The 19153-nt window shown below is 68.5% G+C and carries 19 protein-coding genes; 11 read left to right on the forward strand and 8 right to left on the reverse strand.

Going from position 1 to position 19153, the window contains the following annotated elements; all coding sequences use genetic code 11:
• Positions 1–42: 42 nt before the first annotated feature.
• The 3 genes from bla to ACFXHA_RS16875 are packed head-to-tail and all read left to right on the forward strand — an operon-like array spanning position 43 to position 3428.
• Positions 43–966 (forward strand): class A beta-lactamase, encoded by a 924-nt coding sequence (bla, locus tag ACFXHA_RS16865; RefSeq protein WP_379357543.1) that lies wholly within the window; start codon positions 43–45, stop codon positions 964–966.
• 39 nt (positions 967–1005) lie between these two features.
• Positions 1006–1776 carry a cyclase family protein gene (locus ACFXHA_RS16870; protein WP_379357545.1) on the forward strand — a complete coding sequence of 257 codons (771 nt, stop codon included), beginning with the start codon at positions 1006–1008 and terminating at the stop codon, positions 1774–1776.
• Between the two features lie 32 nt (positions 1777–1808).
• Entirely contained in the window at positions 1809–3428 is a 1620-nt protein-coding gene (locus ACFXHA_RS16875) for a thiamine pyrophosphate-binding protein (RefSeq protein ID WP_379357547.1), read from the forward strand.
• A gap of 29 nt (positions 3429–3457) precedes the next feature.
• Here ACFXHA_RS16875 and ACFXHA_RS16880 read toward each other — a convergent pair whose 3' ends face one another.
• The 4 genes from ACFXHA_RS16880 to ACFXHA_RS16895 form a co-directional block, all read right to left on the reverse strand.
• Positions 3458–4321: a hypothetical protein gene (locus tag ACFXHA_RS16880; protein WP_379357549.1), complete on the reverse strand. Its 864-nt coding sequence runs from the start codon at positions 4319–4321 to the stop codon at positions 3458–3460.
• 31 nt (positions 4322–4352) lie between these two features.
• Complete coding sequence (gene sigI, locus ACFXHA_RS16885) at positions 4353–5225, reverse strand: RNA polymerase sigma factor SigI (RefSeq protein ID WP_379357551.1); 873 nt, start codon at positions 5223–5225, stop codon at positions 4353–4355.
• Positions 5226–5333: 108 nt separating this feature from the next.
• Positions 5334–6098 carry an SDR family NAD(P)-dependent oxidoreductase gene (locus tag ACFXHA_RS16890; protein ID WP_379357553.1) on the reverse strand — a complete coding sequence of 255 codons (765 nt, stop codon included), beginning with the start codon at positions 6096–6098 and terminating at the stop codon, positions 5334–5336.
• A 56-nt stretch (positions 6099–6154) separates the two neighbouring features.
• Complete coding sequence (locus ACFXHA_RS16895) at positions 6155–6793, reverse strand: DUF4386 domain-containing protein (RefSeq protein ID WP_379357555.1); 639 nt, start codon at positions 6791–6793, stop codon at positions 6155–6157.
• Positions 6794–6897: 104 nt separating this feature from the next.
• On the opposite strand from ACFXHA_RS16895, the gene ACFXHA_RS16900 reads away from it, so the two are divergent.
• Positions 6898–7380: a MarR family winged helix-turn-helix transcriptional regulator gene (locus ACFXHA_RS16900; protein WP_379357557.1), complete on the forward strand. Its 483-nt coding sequence runs from the start codon at positions 6898–6900 to the stop codon at positions 7378–7380.
• A 13-nt stretch (positions 7381–7393) separates the two neighbouring features.
• On the opposite strand, the gene ACFXHA_RS16905 is transcribed toward ACFXHA_RS16900, so the two are convergent.
• A complete protein-coding gene (locus ACFXHA_RS16905) occupies positions 7394–7816 on the reverse strand; it encodes a helix-turn-helix domain-containing protein (protein WP_379357559.1) in 423 nt (140 codons plus the stop codon).
• 84 nt (positions 7817–7900) lie between these two features.
• On the opposite strand from ACFXHA_RS16905, the gene ACFXHA_RS16910 reads away from it, so the two are divergent.
• Positions 7901–8725: a class I SAM-dependent methyltransferase gene (locus tag ACFXHA_RS16910; RefSeq protein ID WP_379357561.1), complete on the forward strand. Its 825-nt coding sequence runs from the start codon at positions 7901–7903 to the stop codon at positions 8723–8725.
• 12 nt (positions 8726–8737) lie between these two features.
• Here ACFXHA_RS16910 and ACFXHA_RS16915 read toward each other — a convergent pair whose 3' ends face one another.
• The 3 genes from ACFXHA_RS16915 to ACFXHA_RS16925 form a co-directional block, all read right to left on the reverse strand.
• Complete coding sequence (locus ACFXHA_RS16915; RefSeq protein ID WP_379357562.1) at positions 8738–9148, reverse strand: DUF2628 domain-containing protein; 411 nt, start codon at positions 9146–9148, stop codon at positions 8738–8740.
• An 11-nt stretch (positions 9149–9159) separates the two neighbouring features.
• On the reverse strand, positions 9160–9726 hold the full coding sequence (locus ACFXHA_RS16920) for a hypothetical protein (protein ID WP_379357564.1): 567 nt from the start codon (positions 9724–9726) through the stop codon (positions 9160–9162).
• 75 nt (positions 9727–9801) lie between these two features.
• Entirely contained in the window at positions 9802–10959 is a 1158-nt protein-coding gene (locus ACFXHA_RS16925; protein WP_379357565.1) for a glycosyltransferase, read from the reverse strand.
• A gap of 60 nt (positions 10960–11019) precedes the next feature.
• Between ACFXHA_RS16925 and ACFXHA_RS16930 the strand changes: the two genes are divergently transcribed.
• The 6 genes from ACFXHA_RS16930 to ACFXHA_RS16955 all read left to right on the forward strand — a co-directional run bounded on the left by ACFXHA_RS16930 (position 11020) and on the right by ACFXHA_RS16955 (position 19153).
• Positions 11020–11652 carry a TetR/AcrR family transcriptional regulator gene (locus tag ACFXHA_RS16930; RefSeq protein ID WP_379357567.1) on the forward strand — a complete coding sequence of 211 codons (633 nt, stop codon included), beginning with the start codon at positions 11020–11022 and terminating at the stop codon, positions 11650–11652.
• Positions 11653–11750: 98 nt separating this feature from the next.
• Positions 11751–12464 (forward strand): GntR family transcriptional regulator, encoded by a 714-nt coding sequence (locus ACFXHA_RS16935; protein ID WP_379357569.1) that lies wholly within the window; start codon positions 11751–11753, stop codon positions 12462–12464.
• 3 nt (positions 12465–12467) lie between these two features.
• Positions 12468–16073 carry an urea carboxylase gene (gene uca, locus ACFXHA_RS16940; RefSeq protein WP_379357571.1) on the forward strand — a complete coding sequence of 1202 codons (3606 nt, stop codon included), beginning with the start codon at positions 12468–12470 and terminating at the stop codon, positions 16071–16073.
• Complete coding sequence (gene atzF, locus ACFXHA_RS16945; RefSeq protein WP_379357573.1) at positions 16074–17801, forward strand: allophanate hydrolase; 1728 nt, start codon at positions 16074–16076, stop codon at positions 17799–17801.
• A gap of 117 nt (positions 17802–17918) precedes the next feature.
• A complete protein-coding gene (locus tag ACFXHA_RS16950; protein ID WP_379357575.1) occupies positions 17919–18734 on the forward strand; it encodes an SPFH domain-containing protein in 816 nt (271 codons plus the stop codon).
• A complete protein-coding gene (locus tag ACFXHA_RS16955; protein ID WP_379357577.1) occupies positions 18731–19153 on the forward strand; it encodes a DUF5994 family protein in 423 nt (140 codons plus the stop codon). Before ACFXHA_RS16950 ends, ACFXHA_RS16955 begins: the two co-directional genes overlap by 4 nt.

Consider the following 19153-nt stretch of genomic DNA (forward strand, 5'->3'; position numbering starts at 1 on the left):
TTTACCGACTCCGTTTTCCCAGTTCAGATGGAAAGGCTTATTTTGTCGACCCTGAAATACGGCGCGCTGGCGTCGCTGCTACTGCTCGCCCCGTTGGTCGCGGGCTGTGACTCCGCCTCGAAAAGCGAAGCGGCACAGGCCGGATCGACCAGCACCGCCGCTCCGACCACCATCAGCGATGACGCCACACTCAGTGCCCTCGAACGCGACCACAACGCCCGGGTCGGCCTGTTCGCCGTCGACACCGGGACCGGCAAGACCCTCGGCTACCGGCAGGACGAACGGTTCGCCATGGATTCGACGTTCAAGGGCTTGGCCTGTGGCGCACTGTTGAAGGCGCACCCGCTCAGCAGCGGCTACTTCGATCAGGTCATTCACTTCACGGAGGCCGACCTGGCGGTGGGTGCTCCGGTCTCCAAGGATCACGTCGCCACCGGGATGACGGTGCGCGAATTGTGCGCGGCCGCCATCGAAGCCAGCGACAACACCGCGGCCAATCAACTGCTGAAGCTGCTCGGCGGACCGGGGGCCGTCACCGACTTCGTGCGCTCGATCGGTGATCAGATCACCCATCTGGATCGCTGGGAACCCGAGCTCAACACCAATATCCCGGGCGACGAACGCGATACCACCACCCCGGCCGCCCTGGCCGCCGACTACCGCGCGCTCGTCCTCGGCGACGTGCTGCCCGCCCCCGAACGCAAGCAGCTCACCGACTGGCTGATCGCCACCACCACCGGCACCCAGCGCATTCGAGCCGGACTACCGGCGGACTGGAAGACCGGCGACAAGACCGGCACCGGCGACTACGGCCAGGCCAACGACGTCGCCGTCACCTGGCCCAGCGACGGCGGCGCACCCCTGGTGATCGTGGTGCTGACCACCAAACCCACCGATCAGGCTGCCGCAGCAGACAATCCGCTGGTGGCGGCTGTCGCCAAGGCGGCCGTGGGAGCCGTGCACTAGCGCTATGCTGGCAGCCTCGAAATGGGAAGAGGTAAGCCCATGACGGCTGTCACCGCACTGTTGGCCGCGCTCGCCGACGGTTCCACCGACCTCATCGATCTCACCGCGCCGCTGCACGCCGGAACCCCGATTCTGCAACTGCCACCGCCGTTCTCGAACACCATCCCGTTCGGGTTGGAGGAGATCAGTCACTACGACGAGCGGGGTCCGGGCTGGTACTGGAACAACATTCACACCGGGGAACACACCGGGACACACCTGGATGTGCCGATCCACTGGGTCACCGGGCAGCAGGGTTTCGATGTGCTCGGCACTCCGCTGCGCGGGCTGATCGCGCCCGCCGTCGTCGTCGATGTGTCGGCGCGCGTTGCCGGAAATCCCGATTTCCTGCTGGAAGTCGATGATCTGCTGGACTGGCAGAAGCAGCACGGCCCACTGCCCGACGGCGGCTGGGTCCTGCTGCGCACCGGCTGGGACGCCTACGCCGACGATGCGGCGCGGTTCCTCAATGCCGACGAGACCGGGCCGCACTCCCCCGGCCTCTCCGCCGACTGCGCCGAATGGCTTGCCCAGCAACCGATCTTCGGCATGGGTGTGGAAACCGTCGGCACCGACGCGGGCACGGCACACAGCTTCGACCCGCCGTTCCCGTGTCACCATTTCCTGCTCGGCTCGGGCAAATGCGGGCTGACGCAGCTGCGCAACCTGTCCCGGCTGCCGGTGACCGGGGCCGGCCTGATCGTGAGCCCGCTGCCCATCAAGGGCGGAACCGGCAGTCCCGCACGCGTTCTCGCCCTCATCGACCGGTAGCGACGGTGCCTCCTAGGAACGAGGGGCCGACCGTGAGCGAGATCGTCGGCCGCACCCTCGCCGAACTGGGCATCTCCAAAGTCTTCGGCGTGGTCGGCAGCGGCAACTTCGACCTCACCAACGCCCTGCGCGCCCACGGCGTCGACTACATCGCCGCCCGCCACGAATGCGGCGCGACCGTCATGGCCGACGCCTACGCCCGCATGACCGACACCGTCGCAGCCGTCTCCCTGCACCAGGGCCCCGGCCTCACCAACGCCCTCACCGGCATCGCCGAAGCCGCGAAAAGCCGCACCCCCCTCCTCATCCTGGCCGCCGACACCCCCGGCGCATCGGTCCTGTCGAACTTCCGCGTCGATCAGTCCGCCCTGGCCACCGCCGTCGGCGCGACGCCCGAACGCATCCATTCCCCGGACACCGCGGTCGCCGACACTCTCCGGGCATTCCGCATCGCCCGGGACCAGCGCCGCTGCGTGGTTCTCAATCTTCCGCTGGATATCCAAGCGGCTCATATCCCCGTGCCGGAAACGCTCACGGTGCCGAAGCTTCCGGAGTCGGTACGGCCGGGCGCGGCGGCGGTCGCGAAACTGGCCGGGCTGCTGGCGGAGTCGGCCAGGCCGGTGTTCGTTGCCGGTCGTGGCGCTCGCGCGTACGGGCCGGAGCTGCGGGCATTGGCCGAGGCCACCGGGGCCTTGCTCGCCACCTCCGCGGTCGCGCACGGTCTGTTTCACAGCGACCCGTGGTCACTCGGTATTTCGGGCGGGTTCGCCTCGCCCGCGGCGGCGGAGCTCATCGCCGGGGCGGATCTGATCGTCGGGTGGGGTTGCGCGCTCAATATGTGGACCATGCGGCACGGGAACCTGATCGGGCCTGGAACCGTGGTCGCCCAGGTGGATTCGGACGCGGCGGCGCTCGGCGCGCACCGCCCGGTCGATCTCGGCATTCACGGGGATGTCGGTGAGACCGCGCGCGATGTTCTGCCTCGGGTGTCACCTCGGCCCGGCTATCGCATCGAGCGGGTCGCCGAACACCTTGCGGCCGCATGCAAGTGGCGTGATGTGGCGTTCGAAGACGTGTCCACCGGCGACCGCATCGATCCGCGTGTGCTGTCCATCGCGCTCGACGACCTGCTGCCCGCCGAGCGCATCGTGTCCGTCGACTCCGGCAATTTCATGGGTTATCCGAGCGCCTATCTCGACGTGCCGGACCAGTACGGCTTCTGCTTCACGCAGGCGTTCCAGTCGATCGGGCTGGGGCTGGCGACGGCCATCGGCGCGGCACTGGCCCGTCCCGACCGGCTGCCGGTGGCGGCCCTCGGAGACGGTGGAGCGCTGATGGGCATCGCCGAGCTGGAAACCTCAGTGCGCCTGGGTCTTCCGATGCTCATCGTGATCTACAACGACCATGCCTACGGCGCGGAGGTTCATCATTTCCGCGACACGGACCTCGGTGCGGTGACCTTCCCGGACACCGATATCGCCGCGTTGGCCCGGGGCGCGGGCTGCGAGGCCGCCGTCGTCCGCTGCGTCGACGACCTCGACATTGTCCCGAAATGGCTGGCAGGCCAGCGGAATACGCCCCTGCTGCTGGATGCGAAGATCAGCAGTGACGGTGGATCCTGGTGGCTGCAGGAGGCTTTCGCCCGGCACTGAGATGACGGGTCGAACACTGAGACGGCCGGTCAGGACTGCCTGGTCGAGCTGCCACTGCCCAGGAAGGTCGAATTGCCCTGCGGGTCGGTGCTGTTCATGGCGGAGATCAGCCGGGTTCCGTCGGTGGACATGGACCAGAACGACATCCGCTCCACCCCGCCGGGCACCTCGCAGGTCTGGTCGGCGGGCGCGAGTTCGGCGGTATTGCCGTGCCCGTCCAGCGTCCAGGCGCAGCCGTCGTCGGTGTGCGCGACCAACTGGCTGCCACTGCCCGAATCGATCCGCACCACACCGGATTTCGTCTGATATCCCGGCGAGGTGAGGTTGTTCATGTACACGAGATTGACCGGATCGTAGGCCCAGGAGCCGCTGAACAGCCGTGCCGCGTCACCCGGAGCGGCGGCGTCCTCCCGGGAGCGTTTGCCATTGGCGAGGGTGAAATCGAAAGTGCCGTACGGGAGATAGCTGTTGGCGCGGATGAACTCCTGCTCGTGCCCGTCGCGAACGGTCACATGCCAGTAGGTGATGTTGTAGCCGGAGTCGATGACGTGGTTGTAGCAGTATTGATCGGTGCTGGTCAGATCCAGCGCGTCACCATTGACCCGGAAATGCCAGGTACAGCCCTGATCGGTGTGGCCGGTGATGTCCCCGTCCGCGGTCCGCGCGAACACGACCGTCCCGACCTGCGGATAGGTCAGCGGCTCGAGCCCGAACTTCCCCGCGGTGGCGACATTCGTCATGTCCGAACGCTGTGGCTGGTCATAGTTCCAGGTGCCCAGGTACTGCGCCGCATCGTCGGCGTGCGCGGCCGGGGCACCCCAGGCCAGCGCCGAACCGAACACCGCCGCGATCGCCAGTTTTCCGTATCGTGCACGAATTGTTTTGTGTGTCATGCCATCAAGGACGAGACGGCCGCCCGGAAAGTTACCGATCCACCGTCGCCTCGATGCTCACGATCCGATCGTCGGACACGGTCAGCACCAGCACCCCGAACAGCTCCCGGTCGCGGAAGGCGAGCAGCGCGGGCCGCCCGAATGCCGAATGCGTCACCAGGGTGGTCCCCGGCCCGAAGAAGGCGATCATATTGGCGGCCACCACTTCCGGCCCCCGGCTGATCGGCGCCACGATCGGCGAATCGGGCCGGAAGGTGGCCAGACCCCAGACCTCGGGATCGAGCACCACCAGCAGTTCCGCCAGATCCCCACCGGCACAGGCGGCAATGAATCGTTCGGTCACCGCCCGGTGTTCGGCCGGCGCCACCGGGCCGTCGGGCCGTCGGGCCTCGGTCATCTTGATCCGGGCTCGCCGGGCCAGCTGCCGGCAGGTGCCGACCGGCCGCCCGACCGTATCGGCCACCAGCTCGAACGGCATCGCGAACACATCGTGCAGGATCAGCACCACCCGCTCGGCGGGGCCGAGCCGCTGCAGCATCCGATACAGCGCCAGCTGCACCTCCTCGTCGAGGGTGATGCGGTCGACCGGATCGACGGGCAGGGCCGTGGCGACGGGTGCGGCGGATTCCAGCCGTTCCGGATCGTCGGCCCGTTCGCGTCGGGAACGCGCGCTGCGCAATTCGTCCAGGCAGATCCGGCTGGTCACCACGGTCAGCCAGGCGCGTTCGTCGGTGACCTCGCCGGGCCGGGTGCGGGCCAGCCGGGTGAACGCCTCTTGCGCGGCGTCCTCGGCGGCCCCGATATCGCCGAGCAGCCGGAAGGCCAGGTCCACCACGTACGCGCGCTGCCGCCGCCAGGCCGCGGCGAAGCGGTCGTCGGGCTGCTGCCGATCCTCGGTGCTCATGCGGAGTCCTCGGTGCTCATACACATATGACGGGGTGGGCTCGCCGAAAGTTACCGACACCGGAAAGCGGTGACCCGTCCGGGCCACCGCTGTACGGATATCGCGGCGTCAGTTGGTGATCCGCCCGCCCGCCACATCGATGGTGATGCCGCTCAGATACCCGGACGCGTCCGAGGCCAGGAACAGCGCGGTCTGCGCGACATCGTCGGTCACGCCCAGCCGCCGCAGCGGATGCATGGCCGCCACCTGCTGCTGGACGGCTTCGGGCATGTTGGTGGCGACCTTCTCGGTCAGGATCGAGGACGGCGCGATGGCGTTCACCCGGATCCCCTGCGGGCCGAGTTCGGTGGCGAGGTGACGGGTCAGCATGACGACCCCGGCCTTGGCCACCCCGTACGCGATATTCGCCTGGCTGGGCTGACGGCCCGCCGACGACGTCATGGTGATGATGCTGCCCGAGCCCTGGGCCAGCAGCATCGGCAGGAAGGCTTGCACGGTGAGGAAGGTCGAGGTCAGGTCCGAGTCCAGTACGCGCCGCCAGAACTGTTCGGAGAGCTCGGAGACCGGTGTGGGATAACCCATTCCACCGGCGAACGCGCCGAGGATGTCGACCCGGCCGAATTCGCTCTCCACCAGGGTCGCGACATCGGCGAGCGCGGCGGAGGAGGTGACGTCGGCGACCGCGCCGATCGCGATGCCGCCCGCCGCAGTGATCTCGGCGACGACGCTGTCGAGCGCCTCCTTGTCGCGGCCGACCACACACACCCGCGCCCCCTGGGCGGCGAGCAGTCGGGCGGTCTCGGCCCCGATTCCGCGGGAGCCCCCGGTGATGACGGCGGTCTTGCCTTCGAGGTCGGAGTAGGTGCTGAGCATGGCGGTGAACCTTTCGATGCGGTTGAGCGAGCGATGCGATGGGTAGAGCGGTGAATTCAGCGACGGGACAGGATGACGGCGACGGCGACCAGCCACAGCAGCCCGCCGAAACGGACCACCGGCAGCAGATACCCGAACCCGGAGGCGACCAGCGCGAAGGTGGACAGCGCGGCCGCCAGGGCGATGGCCAGCCCGATCCCGATCAGCCAGATCGGCAGTTTCCGTTGCAGCAGTGCGGGAATCACGATGCCGACGATCAGCAGCCCGAAGCCGGCGGCGAAGGCCGGACCGCCGGACATGTAGCCCAGGTCGGCGATGGTGCGCGCCAGATCCGGTGCGGCGGAAGCGTTCAACCGCGCGCCGGTCCAGGAGAACAAGGCGCTGAAGGTGAGTCCGCCCGCGGCGAGCGCACCGCCGATGGTGAGGATCGACGGCCCGCTCAGCAACCGCTGGATCAGTCCGGTGAGGATGACCAGCGGTGCGGCCGACAGCATCAGCAGCAGGGCGCCGGTGTCGATGAGCCCGGTGTGCGCGGTGGTGTAGGCGAGGACGTCGACCCCGCTGGCATCCGGGTGCGGGGTGCGCGCATTGGCGGCGACGTAGGCGATGGACAGCGCCGCGAACGCGGCAGCGGGGGCCAGAACGGTGAGGTCGGTGCGGGTGGCGGGGGTGGTGCGAGTGGCGGTGGTGCTCATCGCGGGTTCCTCAATCTCGGGGCGAACCGTACTGCCCCAATAATGATTACAATCTGTAACGATTGTCAAGCGTCTATTATTTCGTCGCTGCTATCATTGCCCCCATGGATGGGAAAGACGAGTTCGCGCCGCAGCGCGCCCTGACCGCCGTCGGGTTCCTGTTGGCCCAGGTCGGGGCCTACGCCGCCAACCGATTCGCCGAGCGCACGGCCGCCCTCGACCTCACCCCCGCCCAGGCCGGACTGCTCCGGCTGCTCATCGCCCAGCCCGGCCGCAGCCAGCGCGAGCTCGCCGACGAACTCGGCATGCCGCCGAGTCGCTTCGTCCAATTCGCCGACAAGCTCGAGGAGCGCGGGCTCATCGAACGCAAACGCAATCCCGAGGACCGGCGGCAGCACGCGCTGTACCTGACCGCTGAGGGCCGCACGATGCTCGGCCAATTGGGTGCTGTGGCACGCGAAGCCGAGGCGTACCTGTGCCGGTCGTTGACGCCGGAGGAGCATAAGCAACTCTCGGACCTGCTGGTGCGCGTCGCCGCCGACCAGGGTCTGATCCCGGGCGTGCACCCGGGCTACAAGACGGTGTGACGGCCGCGGATCGTCAGGGGATCAGGGCTTCGAGGGCGGCGATCCGGCCCGTCATGACCTCGCGCAGCAGGTGCCGGAAGCTCGGGCAGTCACCGTGATTCGGGGCGGGGCACGCGGCGGCGTGCCGCAGGCCGTCGCGCACCGCACTCAATTCCTTGATGGTGCGGTCCAATTCGTCGGCCTTGCCGAGCAGCAGACCGCGGTCGACCTGTAGCTCGCCCTGTGGACCGAACAGGCGCACGATGTCGTCGAGTGCGAATCCGGCGGTCCGGCCGAGCGCGATCAGGGCCAGTTGCTCGAGCACCGATTCGTCGAATTGCCGCCGCAGCCCGCGCCGGCCGGTCGACACGATGAGACCGCGCTCCTCGTAGTAGCGCAGCGTCGAGGCGGGAACACCGGATCGGCGCACGACTTCGGCGATATCCAGGCTGCTCATGATGTGGTTCGACCCTTGACCTCAAGTCGGCTTGAATTGAGACAGTGTAGCTCTCCGCCCGTCCAACCGATCGAGGACAGCGCCATGACGACACCACTCGACAATGATCAGTCCGCCCGCTGGAACGGCACCTCCGGCAATGCCTGGGTCGACCTCCAGGACATCGTCACCCGGGTCCTCCGCCCCTTCGAGGACATCCTGGTGACCGCGGCCCGCGCCGTCGACGCCCACACCGTGCTCGATGTCGGATGCGGCACCGGCAGCACCACTTTCGCGGTGGCCCGCGCCCTGAATGCCCGCTGCACCGGCATCGACATCTCCGAACCGATGATCACCGCCGCCCTCGCCGACCCCGAAATCGACTCTCTCCCGGTGAGTTTCATCGAGGCCGACGCCCAGACCTATCCCTTCGCCGCCACCCACGATCTGATCGTGTCCCGCTTCGGCGTGATGTTCTTCCCCGACCCGGTGGCCGCGTTCATCAATCTCCGCCGCGCGGCCCGCCCGGGCGGCACCCTCGCGTGCATCGTCTGGCGGACCCCCGAGGAGAACCCCTTCTTCACCGCCGCCGAACGGGCGGCTGCTCCCCTGCTCGATCTGCCCGCCCGAATCCCCGACACCCCCGGCCAATTCGGCCTCGCCAACCCCGGACACACCACCGCGATCCTGTCCGAGAGCGGCTGGACGGACGTCGCCCTCACCCCGATCGATGTCGAGTGCGTCATGCCCGAGGCGGATCTGACCCCCTATATCTCCCGCCTCGGTCCCGTCGGCCTGGCCCTCGCGGCCGCCGGCTCCCCCACCCGTACCAAGGTCATCGAGACCATCCTCCCCGCCTTCACCCCCTACTTCCGTGACGCCGAAGCGGTCTTCACCGCCGCCTGCTGGCTCGTCACCGCCCGTGCCTGACCCGGCCGGGGATCACCGCGAAGCGCGTCCGAAGCCTTCGAAAAGGTTCCAGGACTGGCTGCCCTTGACGACGTGCAGGTAGTAGGCGTAATTCGCGGTGGTCATGGCGAGCGCGCCGATCGCGAAGCCGATCCCCGTGGAGAGCCGGTCGGGCAGGTTCAGCACGACGGTCACCGCCCCGATGGCCAGGCTCACGCCCAGCAGCGTCAAACCCTTGCGCCACATGCCCTTGACGAGGAAATAGAACGGCCCGAAGAGGAAGGCGAGAAAGTTCGAATTCAGCGCGAATCGCTGCCCGAACGAGAGCGCCTTGAACGCGGCGCGGCCCGCCGGTGAGGAATTCGGTAGCCCGTAGGCATCGTAGAACGCGAAGCGTTCCTGCCATCGGTTCGACAGTTGACGGGTTTCCTGCTGTTCAGACATGAGGGTGGATATTAGCCGTGCGGGTAGGGCGGGTAAAAAGGCGCCGGCGCGGGGCGGAAATAAGCGCTGGATTGTTTGATCCACAACAGGATTACGGCGGCGAGCGCCACCAGCCAGGTCACGATGCTGATCACATTCGATATCGCGCCGGCCTTGGCGGCGATGACCGAGAACAGCTCGCTCAGTGTGTACAAACCGAAAAATACGGTTCCGGTGATGCGAGCCCAGTTCCGGCCCGCACGATTCATGAACGCCATCCAGATCCAGAGGCCGATGGAGATCACCGAGAACACGATGGTGGTGATGATGGTGACCGTGACGATCATGTCGATCTGACTGTCGGTCAGATTGGCGTGGGACGCCTCGACTGCTTTCTCCCGCATCCGTGAAATCTGGGTAAGGCCGTACAGCAAAGCGACGAGTGTCATCGCCGCCCCCGCCAGCATCAGATAAAACGCGTAGTCGACGGTCTGCGGTCGCGGCGGCCGACCCGGTACCGGCCCGCCCGGATATCCCGCCCCGGCTCCGAACGGCTCATAGTTGTACGGCCCCGGATAAGCCGGAAACTGTTCGCTCACGTCGATCCTCCCTCGAACTCCCCGACCAGTTCGAGCAGCATACGGGGTAAACCCGACCGGCAACCGACTTGACGATCAAGCCCCGACGGCGAATCCGTCGAGCAGGGATTGCGCGGCGGATTCCGGGGACGGGCGGGCGGCGATCTCGACACGCAGGCGGGCGGCGGAGTTCCGATAGGACTCGTCGGTCAGCACGGCGCGGATGGCGGCGTGCACGGCGTGCGGGGAGACCGCATCCGGGGCCAGCACCTGCGCCGCACCCGCCGCCCGGCAGGCCGCGGCGGTCGGGAACTGGTCGGCACCGCGCGGCGAGAGCACCAGCGGTAGCCCGTACGACAGCGCCGCGAGGGTGGTCCCCGCGCCGGCGTGACACAGCACGGCATCGCATCTGGGAAGCACGGCCGACAGCGAGAGCCACTGTGTCACAAACACATTGGACGGCACCGGTCCAAGTTCGGCCGGGTCGGTACCGGCGCCGACCGTCACCACGGCATCCGCTCCCGAGTCCGCCAGCCCGGCCAGTAGCGGGCCGAACGCAGCCGGCTGGTTGAAGATCGGAACGGTCCCCAGCGAGACGTACACCACCGGCCGATCGCCCAGGCGGCGAAGCGATTCCGGCAGTTCATCCACGGGACGGCCGGAGACGGCGGGGCGGATCGGCTGCGTGATCGCCGCCGCCACACCGAGATCGGGTTGCAGGCTCGCCGGGACCGGGTCCAGGTAGCCGTGCCGATACAGCCCGGCGTGCTCGTCGGCTTCCAGACCCGCCGAATGCCACAGCGGCGCCACCCATTCCGCCATGGCCGCGACCAGTTCGGGTTCGAGCATGAGGCCGGTGCCGTAGGTGATCGACGGGATGCCGCGTTCGGCGGCCAGGATCGGTGCGGCCAGATCGACCGGTGCGTGCAGCACCAGGTCGGGCCGGAAGCGTTCGGCGATCGCGGTGAGATCGGCCAGTTTTCGCGGGGCCATGACCTTGGCGAACATCACCGCCCCGATGCGCCAGGGCTGGATTCCCGCCCCGAATTCCGGCAGTGTCACCGCTTCGGCCGCGGCGTCCGGTGCGTCCGGCCCGGCCTCCGCCGCGGGCAGTCCGGCCGCGCGGACCCGGGCGGTGAGCTGCGGTGCCGTGGCGACCAGCACCTGATGTCCCGACGCCTGCAGTGCTGCGGCCAGCGGGGCGACGGGGGCGAACACCCCTTCCATGGGCGTCGTCGCGATGAGAATGCGCATGCCACCAACCCTCCCTTGGTATAGCAAACTATATAGTGAACTATAGTTACGATGGTGAGCATGTCAACCGCACCCCGAGGCGGTGGCCGCCGCCTGGCGACGCGTCGCCGCATTGCCGAGGCAGCCGCCCTGCTGTTCGCCGAACGCGGCTATGCCGCAACGACTCTGCAGGCGATCGCGGATGCCGCCGGGGTGCATGTGCAGACCATCTACCAGGCGTTCGGCACCAAGGTCGGCGTGCTCGCCGAGACCGCGGCGGTACTGGTCGCCGGTCCGGACGAGGAGGCCTCGACCCCGCCGCCGGAGCGGGCCTGGGTGCGCGAACTGTTCGCCGAACCCGATCCCGCGCGGCAACTGGCGCTCTACGCGGCGCACATGCGCACGGTCTCGGAGCGCTATCTCGGGCTGCTGGACATCATGCGGGTCACCGCCGCGGTCGATGCCGAGGTGAGTGCCTTCCTGACCGCGGCGGAGCAGGGCCGCTATGACGGCCCCCGCCACATCACCCCGCGGCTCGCCGCCGCGGACGCACTCAAACCCGGTCTGACACCCGAGCGCGCTGCCGACATAATGTACGCCCTGACCACCTACGACGTCTATCGCTCACTCATGATCGACCGCGGCTGGACCGGTTCGGAGACAGAGCAGTTCGTCACGGCGGCCCTGGTTTCGGCGCTGCTGCCGAGTTCCTGACCCGCCGCCGTGCGGTCGAACCGGCGGTGAGTTCCCTCTTACCTGACGGTAACGTGCAGTGACACAAGGGAAATGGCCGCTTCATACCGTATACCGGCATGTCGACCCCAGTGGATACACAGACCGAAGGCGTGAGTGGTCATCTGCGGGACGTGGTGTACTCCGCGTTGCGCGACGAGCTCATGAACGGGCGGATCAAGTTCGGGCAGCGGCTGACCGAGCCGAAGGTTTCGGCGCGGTTCGGTATTTCGCGCACACCGGCGCGGGAAGCCCTGGCGATGCTCTGGTCCGACGGTCTGCTGCAGCGCGACGAGATCGGATTCACGCCGGTGCGGCCGAGCATCCCGCTGGTGCGAGACCTGTACGAACTGCGAATCACCCTCGAGCTCGGCGGTATTCAGCGTGCGATCGACAATCCGGCGGTCCGCCACGATCTGGACGCGCTGCGGCAGGAACGGGAGCGGTGGCTGGCGCTGCGGGTCGATCCGCCCGCGCAGGAGCCGGGATTCGTGGTGGTGGACGAACAATTCCACGTCGCCCTGCTGACCGCCTCGGGCAATCGGGAGCTGGTGCGGGCCCTGGTCGCGGTGAACGCGCGCATCCGGCACGTTCGGATGTTCGACTTCATGGTCAACAACCGGGTCGAGGTGACCATTGCCGAGCATCTCGCGATCCTGGATGCCGTTCTGGCGCAGGATCTTCAGCTCGCCCACGACCTGTTGCGCCGGCATATCGGCGAATCGCTGGACGTGGTCGTCGATCGCGTCACGCGCGCCATGATCGCGATGACCCTCGCCGACGTGCAGGAGTAGCCGGTGAGCTCGGACTTCGACACCCTGTTGATAGCGAACCGGGGTGAGATCGCCTGCCGCATCATGCGGAGCGCGAAGATATTGGGGCTGAAGACGGTCGGGGTGTATTCGGAGGCGGATCTCGGTGCACCGCACGTCCGGATGGCCGACGCGGCCGTCGCGCTGGGGCCGGGACCGGCGTCGCAGTCGTACCTGCGCACCGACCGGGTGCTCGAGGCCGCGCTCACCTGCGGGGCGGGTGCCATCCATCCCGGATATGGATTCCTTTCGGAGAACGCCGATTTCGCGACCGCGGTCGAGGCGGCCGGGCTGCGGTTCGTCGGACCGACGCCCGAGCAGCTGCGCGTGTTCGGCGACAAGCACACGGCCCGTGAGGCGGCCCGGGCGGTCGGCGTGCCACTGATCCCCGGCAGCGGCATCCTCGATTCGCTCGAGCACGCCGTCGCCGAGGCCGAGCGCGTCGGCTATCCGGTGATGCTCAAGGCCGTCGGTGGCGGCGGCGGAATCGGCATGCAGGCCTGCGGCACCGCCGACGAGGTCCGTGTCGCCTACGACCGGGTTCAGCGGCTCGCCGCCGCCAATTTCGCCTCGGCGGGCGTGTTCCTGGAACGGTTCGTGACCCGCGCCCGGCATGTGGAGGTGCAGGTCTTCGGCGATGGCCGCGGACGGGTGGTGAGCCTGGGCACCCGCGACTGTTCGCTGCAGCGGCGCAATCAGAAGGTGCTCGAGGAAGCGCCCGCACCGGACCTGCCCGATGCCGTCGTGACGCAATTGCTGAGCAGCTCACGGGCTTTGGCGCGGTCGGTGGACTACCGGTCCGCGGGCACGGTCGAATTCGTCTACGACACCGAGCGGGGTGCGGCCTCGTTCCTGGAGATGAATACCCGTCTGCAGGTGGAACATCCGGTGACCGAGGCGGTCACCGGAGTCGATCTGGTGGCGTGGATGCTGCGCCTGGCCGGCGGCGACACCACGGTGCTGGACGGCGTCGCCGACGACGGGCCCGAGATCCGGGGCTGGGCGGTCGAGGCGCGCGTGTACGCCGAGGATCCCGGCAACGATTACCGGCCCAGCGCCGGATTGATCACCCACGCAGAGTTTCCCGATAACGCACGCGTGGACACCTGGGTGAGCACCGGTACCGAGGTGAGCCCGTACTACGATCCGCTACTGGCCAAGGTCATCACGCACGCGGACGACCGCGAGGCGGCCTTCGATCGGCTGACCGACGCGCTCGCCGCCACCCGCGTGTACGGGGTGCAGACCAACCTGCCGCAACTGCGGGCGGCCGCGGCCGCGCCGGTGGTGCGCACGGCCGCGCACGTCACGAGCAGTCTCGCCGGAATCGACTGGGCGAGTCGCCGTATCGATGTGCTGCGGGCGGGCACCATGACCACCGTCCAGGACCATCCGGGGCGAATCGGCCTGTGGGAGGTGGGAATTCCGCCCTCGGGCCCGATGGACGATCTGTCGTTCACGCTGGCCAATATCGCGGTCGGCAATCCTTCCGGCGCACCGGGTTTGGAGTGCACCCTGCAGGGTCCACGGCTGCGGTTCTCCGGTCCGGCCGTGGTGTGCGTGAGCGGCGCACCCGCCGTGGTGACCGTGGACGACACTCCCGTGCCGATGTGGGAGCCCGTCGCGGTCGACGCGGGCGCCGTCCTCGATATCGGCGCGCCGTCCGATGCGGGCCTGCGCACCTATCTGGCCGTCCGCGGTGGCCTCGATGCCCCGCTCTATCACGGCAGTTCGAGCACGTTCGCGCTCGGCGGGTTCGGTGGGGTGACGGGCAGCGCGGTCATCGACGGTGACGTGCTGGCGGTCGCGCCGCCGGAAACCCATGCCCTGCGGGCGGCCGCGGCCGTCCCCCTGGAACGGCGTCCGCTGTTCACCCATGAATGGCAGCTGGCCGTCGGCGAGGGACCCCAGACCGCTCCGGCCTACTTCACCGACGCCGATATGACGCAGTTCTACGAGAAGACCTGGCGCGTAGGCAGTCACGCGAATCGGACCGGGATCCGGCTGGAGGGCCCCAAGCCGGAGTGGTCGCGCCCCGACGGCGGTGACGCCGGACTGCATCCGTCCAACCTGCACGACAACCCCTACAGCGTCGGCGCTGTGAACGTCTCCGGCGACACCCCGATCCTGCTCGGCCCCGACGGCCCCAGTCTCGGCGGGTTCGCCTGCCCGCTCACGGTCGTCTCGGCCCACCGCTGGAAACTCGGCCAGCTGCGTCCCGGTGACCGGCTGCGCTTCCGGCCCGTCGGTGACGACACCGCCACGGCTTTGCGCCGCGCCCCGGCGAGCGCGCTGCTTCCCGATGAGGCCGCGGCACTGCGGGATCGAGGCGTGCTCGGTCACCGTGCCGCGGACCCGGATCGCCCGGCGGTGTCCTACCTGCGCGGCGGCGACGACAATATCCTCGTCGAATACGGCGAGATGGTGCTGGATCTGGGCCTGCGCATGCGGGTGCACGCGCTGGCGGGTGCGCTGGCCACGGCCGCGCCGCGCGGGATCCTCGACATCACCCCGGGCGTGCGCTCGCTGCACATCCATTTCGACCCCCAGGCACTGTCGCAGTCGCGGCTGCTGGGCCTGCTGGGCGAGCTGGAGGAGCAGTTGCCCGCCACCGCCGATCTGGTGGTGCCCTCGCGCACGATCCGGCTGCCGCTGTCGTTCGACGATCCCTCGATCGCCGAGGCGATCGACCGCTACCGCAACGGGATTCGCGATACCGCGCCCTGGCTGCCGTCCAATGTCGAATTCATCCGCCGCGTCAATGGTCTCGACGATATCGACGCGGTGCGGCGCACGGTCTTCGAAGCCGAATATCTCGTCCTGGGTCTCGGCGACGTGTATCTCGGTGCGCCCCTGGCAGTTCCGCTGGATCCCCGGCACCGGCTGGTCACCACCAAATACAATCCGGCCCGCACCTGGACACCCTCGGACGCGGTCGGGATCGGCGGCAAGTACCTGTGCGTGTACGGGATGGAATCGCCCGGCGGCTACCAGCTCATCGGCCGCACCGTCCCGATCTGGGCCGGCTACCGGCAGAGCCCGCCGTTCCAGGACGGCACCCCGTGGCTGTTCCGCTTCTTCGATCGCATTGTGTGGGAGCCGGTTTCGGCCGAGCAGCTGCTCGAGTACCGTGCCGCCGCCCGTGCCGGGCGCTTGGACATCGAGGTCGGTGAGGGCAGCTTCGCGCTCGCCGATCATCTGAAGTTGTTGCGGGACAATGCCGCCGATATCGCGGCGTTCGAGACGCGCCAACTGGCGGCGTTCGAGGCCGAGAAACGCGCCTGGCACGCTGCCGGGGAATTCGACCGCGCACCCGCCCCGGCCCCCGCCCCGCCTGCCCGCGACGACCAGCTCGCCGACCTGCCACCGGGCGCCACCGTCGTGACGGCGCCCATGGTGGGCAATGTGTGGCGCGTCGAGGTCACCCCCGGCGCACGCCTGAGCGCCGGTGAACCGGTGGCGGTCCTCGAGGCGATGAAACTCGAACTGCCCGTTGTCAGTCCGGCCACCGGCACGGTGCTGCGCGTTCTCGCCGCACCCGGCAGCCAGGTGCAACCCGGAACACCCCTAGCCGTGATCGGAGTCGACTGAATGAGCACCCAGCCGTCCGTGCCCGCCGCACGCCTCACCCCGACCGCTCGCGTCGAGGACGCCTACACCCGGATCGCCGCGACCGATCGGCCCGAAGTCTGGATCACCCTGCGCGATCCGGCGCAGGTCCGCGCCGAGGCGGTGCTGCTCGAACAGCGGCTCGCCGCGGGAGCGGAGTTGCCGCTGGCCGGGCTGCTCGTCGCGGTCAAGGACAATATCGATGTCGCGGGACTGCCGACCACCGCCGCCTGCCCCGAATTCGCTTACCCGCCGGTCGAATCCGCCACCGCGGTGCAGCGGCTGATCACCGCCGGGGCGATCGTGCTCGGCAAGACCAACATGGATCAGTTCGCCACCGGACTGGTCGGCACCCGCAGCCCTTATGGAGCGGTCCGCAATGCCCACGATCCGCGACTGATCTCCGGCGGTTCGAGTTCGGGATCGGCGGTCGCGGTGGCGCTGGGGCTCACCGATCTCGGAATCGGCACCGACACCGCGGGATCCGGGCGCGTGCCTGCCGCCTTCCAGGGCATCGTCGGCCTCAAGGCCACGCTCGGCATCATTCCCGCCGACGGTGTCGTACCGGCGTGCGCGGACTACGACGCGGTCACCGTCTTCGCCGCCGACCTGGATCTCGCCGTCGCGGCCGCCGCGATCATGGCCGGTCCGGAAGGCCGTGATCCGCGCAGCCGCGGCTGGCCCGCCGATGTCCGGTTGGCCGCGCCCCGGCAGCCGCGGCTGGCGATCCCCGATCCGATGAACCTGACCGACGCGAGTCCCGAGTACCGCGCGGCCTTCGATCGGACGGTGGCCGCCGCGGTCGCCGCCGGTTGCAAGGTCGAGGCCGTCGACATCACCGTGCTGCTCGAGGCCGCCGGGCTGCTCTACGACGGCGCGATCGTCGCGGAACGTCATGCCGCCGTTGGTGCTTTCCTCGACACCCGGCCCGCCGGCGCGGACCCGACGGTGACGGCCATCATCGCCGCGGCGGCCGCGACCGGTGGCCCGGCCTTCGCGGCGGACCTCGACACCCTGGCCCGCGCCCGCGCCGCCGCACTGGTGCTGTTGGAACCCTTCGATGCGCTGTTGCTGCCCACCACCACCGACCATCCCTCGCTCGAGGAGGTCGCCGCCGACCCGGTCGCGACCAATCGGCGGCTCGGGACCTACACCAATTTCTGCAACCTGCTCGATATGGCGGCCGTCGCCGTGCCCGGCGCGCCGACGGCGGAGGGCGCCCCCTTCGGGGTGATGGTCGTGGTGCCAGGGTTCGCGGACCAGGTCGCCGTGGACATCGCGGCCCGCCTCCACAATGCCGGGCCCGCACCGCTGTTCGTGTCTTCCGGCGTGGATCTGGCCGTGTTCGGCGCGCACCTACGCGGCCAGTCGTTGCACTGGCAACTCGAGGACCTCGGCGCGCGCTTCGCGGGCGCGATTCACACCACCGACGCCTACCGCCTCACCGCCATGGACACCACCCCGCCCAAGCCGGGCCTGGTCCGCACCGAGCCCGGTGCGGGAGCCCCGATCTCGGGCGAACTGTATCGGCTCTCCCCCGCCGCCCTCGGCCGCTTCCTGGCCGCCCTGCCCGCCCCGATGGCCTTGACCGCCATCGACCTGGCCGACGGCCGCACCGTGGTCGGCTTCACCGCCACCCACAATGCGACGGCCACCGCCCTCGACATCACCGAGCACGGCGGCTGGACCACCTATCTGAGCGCCCACTGACAAGCTGGTCGAGCAGGCCGTCCCGAGTGGTGTCAACTCCGTAATTCTACAGCGTAGACATCCACCGTAGAATCGGCCTACGCTGGGGTATGACACTCGCCTTCGTAAGGAGGAGCCGTGAACATACTCGGTGTCGCGATCGTCGTACTCGTGGTGGTTCTGATCGGGCTCGCGTTGTCGATCCGGGTGGTGACGCAGTACGAGAAGGGAGTGTTGTTCCGGCTCGGGCGGGTGATCGCGGTCCGGGAACCGGGGCTGAACTTCATCATCCCGGTGGTCGATCGGCTACCGCGGGTGTCGTTGCGCATCATCACCATGCCGATCCAGTCGCAGGGCATCATCACCCGTGACAATGTCAGCGTCGATATCTCCGCCGTCGCCTACTTCCGGGTCGTCGATGCCCAGAAATCGGTCGTGGCGATCGAGAACGTCTACGCCGCAATCGATCAGATCGCGCAGACCACGCTGCGCAAGGTGGTCGGACAGCACACCCTCGATCAGGCGTTGGCCGAGACCGACTCGATCAATGTCGATATTCGCCGGATTCTCGATGTCACCACCCTGGAATGGGGTGTCGAGGTCACCCTGGTCGAGCTCAAGGACATCCAGTTACCGGAGAGCATGAAGCGGGCGATGGCACGGCAAGCCGAGGCCGAGCGCGAGAAGCGCGCGAAAATCATTGCCGCCGAAGGTGAATCGATGGCAGCGGCGGCACTCGGCGATGCCTCCGACACCATGATGGCGCACCCACTCGCCCTGCAACTGCGCAATCTGCAGACCCTGATCGAACTGGGCGTCGACAAGAACACCACCATCGTCTTCCCGGCGCCGCTGATGAGCGCGATCGGCGAGATCAGCGGCTTCCTGGCGCGCGAAACCGCCTCCGCGGCACCGTATGCCACCAACAGCTCGGAAGTAGGCAAGCACTCATGATCATCTTTGAAGGTGTCCTCCGAAGGTGGGGACACGACCACGCGGCCGGGCCGGAAGGTCCGCCGGACCGCGCACCGCGCTTGCGGCTGGAGCCGCGAGGTGAGGACGCCGGGTACATCGACGGCGTGTGGTGGCCCCGATCCGATGATCTCGCAGCGGAATTGCCGGGCCTGCTCACGTCGCTGGCAAGCCGCCTGGGACCTGCGCGACGCGTGGTCTACGACCGCACCAGCTGGTCACCGGCCCGCGGTCGACTGGTCCTCGGGGACCGGCCGGTGCAACTGGATGCCCACTCGTTCGAACTCGGCAACACCATGTACGTCTTCGGCCGCGGCGGCGGCATGATCGTCCTGCGGGTCATCACCTCGGCCACCGACCGCAACCTCGCCCGCGCGATCCTGCTGGACTCGAAGGTCTGA

It is taken from the genome of Nocardia sp. NPDC059240 (genome assembly GCF_042753865.1).
In the GTDB taxonomy this organism is placed as follows: domain Bacteria; phylum Actinomycetota; class Actinomycetes; order Mycobacteriales; family Mycobacteriaceae; genus Nocardia.

What these genes read in the sequence shown, in the direction of transcription:
- ACFXHA_RS16925 (WP_379357565.1), bottom strand. Translation starts at nt 10,959, where the DNA reads ATGCGCATTCTCATCGCGACGACGCCCATGGAAGGGGTGTTCGCCCCC.
- ACFXHA_RS16915 (WP_379357562.1), bottom strand. Translation starts at nt 9,148, where the DNA reads ATGTCTGAACAGCAGGAAACCCGTCAACTGTCGAACCGATGGCAGGAA.
- ACFXHA_RS16935 (WP_379357569.1), top strand. Translation starts at nt 11,751, where the DNA reads ATGTCGACCCCAGTGGATACACAGACCGAAGGCGTGAGTGGTCATCTG.
- ACFXHA_RS16890 (WP_379357553.1), bottom strand. Translation starts at nt 6,098, where the DNA reads ATGCTCAGCACCTACTCCGACCTCGAAGGCAAGACCGCCGTCATCACC.
- ACFXHA_RS16930 (WP_379357567.1), top strand. Translation starts at nt 11,020, where the DNA reads ATGTCAACCGCACCCCGAGGCGGTGGCCGCCGCCTGGCGACGCGTCGC.
- ACFXHA_RS16910 (WP_379357561.1), top strand. Translation starts at nt 7,901, where the DNA reads ATGACGACACCACTCGACAATGATCAGTCCGCCCGCTGGAACGGCACC.
- ACFXHA_RS16900 (WP_379357557.1), top strand. Translation starts at nt 6,898, where the DNA reads ATGGATGGGAAAGACGAGTTCGCGCCGCAGCGCGCCCTGACCGCCGTC.
- ACFXHA_RS16955 (WP_379357577.1), top strand. Translation starts at nt 18,731, where the DNA reads ATGATCATCTTTGAAGGTGTCCTCCGAAGGTGGGGACACGACCACGCG.
- sigI (WP_379357551.1), bottom strand. Translation starts at nt 5,225, where the DNA reads ATGAGCACCGAGGATCGGCAGCAGCCCGACGACCGCTTCGCCGCGGCC.
- ACFXHA_RS16880 (WP_379357549.1), bottom strand. Translation starts at nt 4,321, where the DNA reads ATGACACACAAAACAATTCGTGCACGATACGGAAAACTGGCGATCGCG.
- atzF (WP_379357573.1), top strand. Translation starts at nt 16,074, where the DNA reads ATGAGCACCCAGCCGTCCGTGCCCGCCGCACGCCTCACCCCGACCGCT.
- ACFXHA_RS16870 (WP_379357545.1), top strand. Translation starts at nt 1,006, where the DNA reads ATGACGGCTGTCACCGCACTGTTGGCCGCGCTCGCCGACGGTTCCACC.
- ACFXHA_RS16895 (WP_379357555.1), bottom strand. Translation starts at nt 6,793, where the DNA reads ATGAGCACCACCGCCACTCGCACCACCCCCGCCACCCGCACCGACCTC.
- ACFXHA_RS16905 (WP_379357559.1), bottom strand. Translation starts at nt 7,816, where the DNA reads ATGAGCAGCCTGGATATCGCCGAAGTCGTGCGCCGATCCGGTGTTCCC.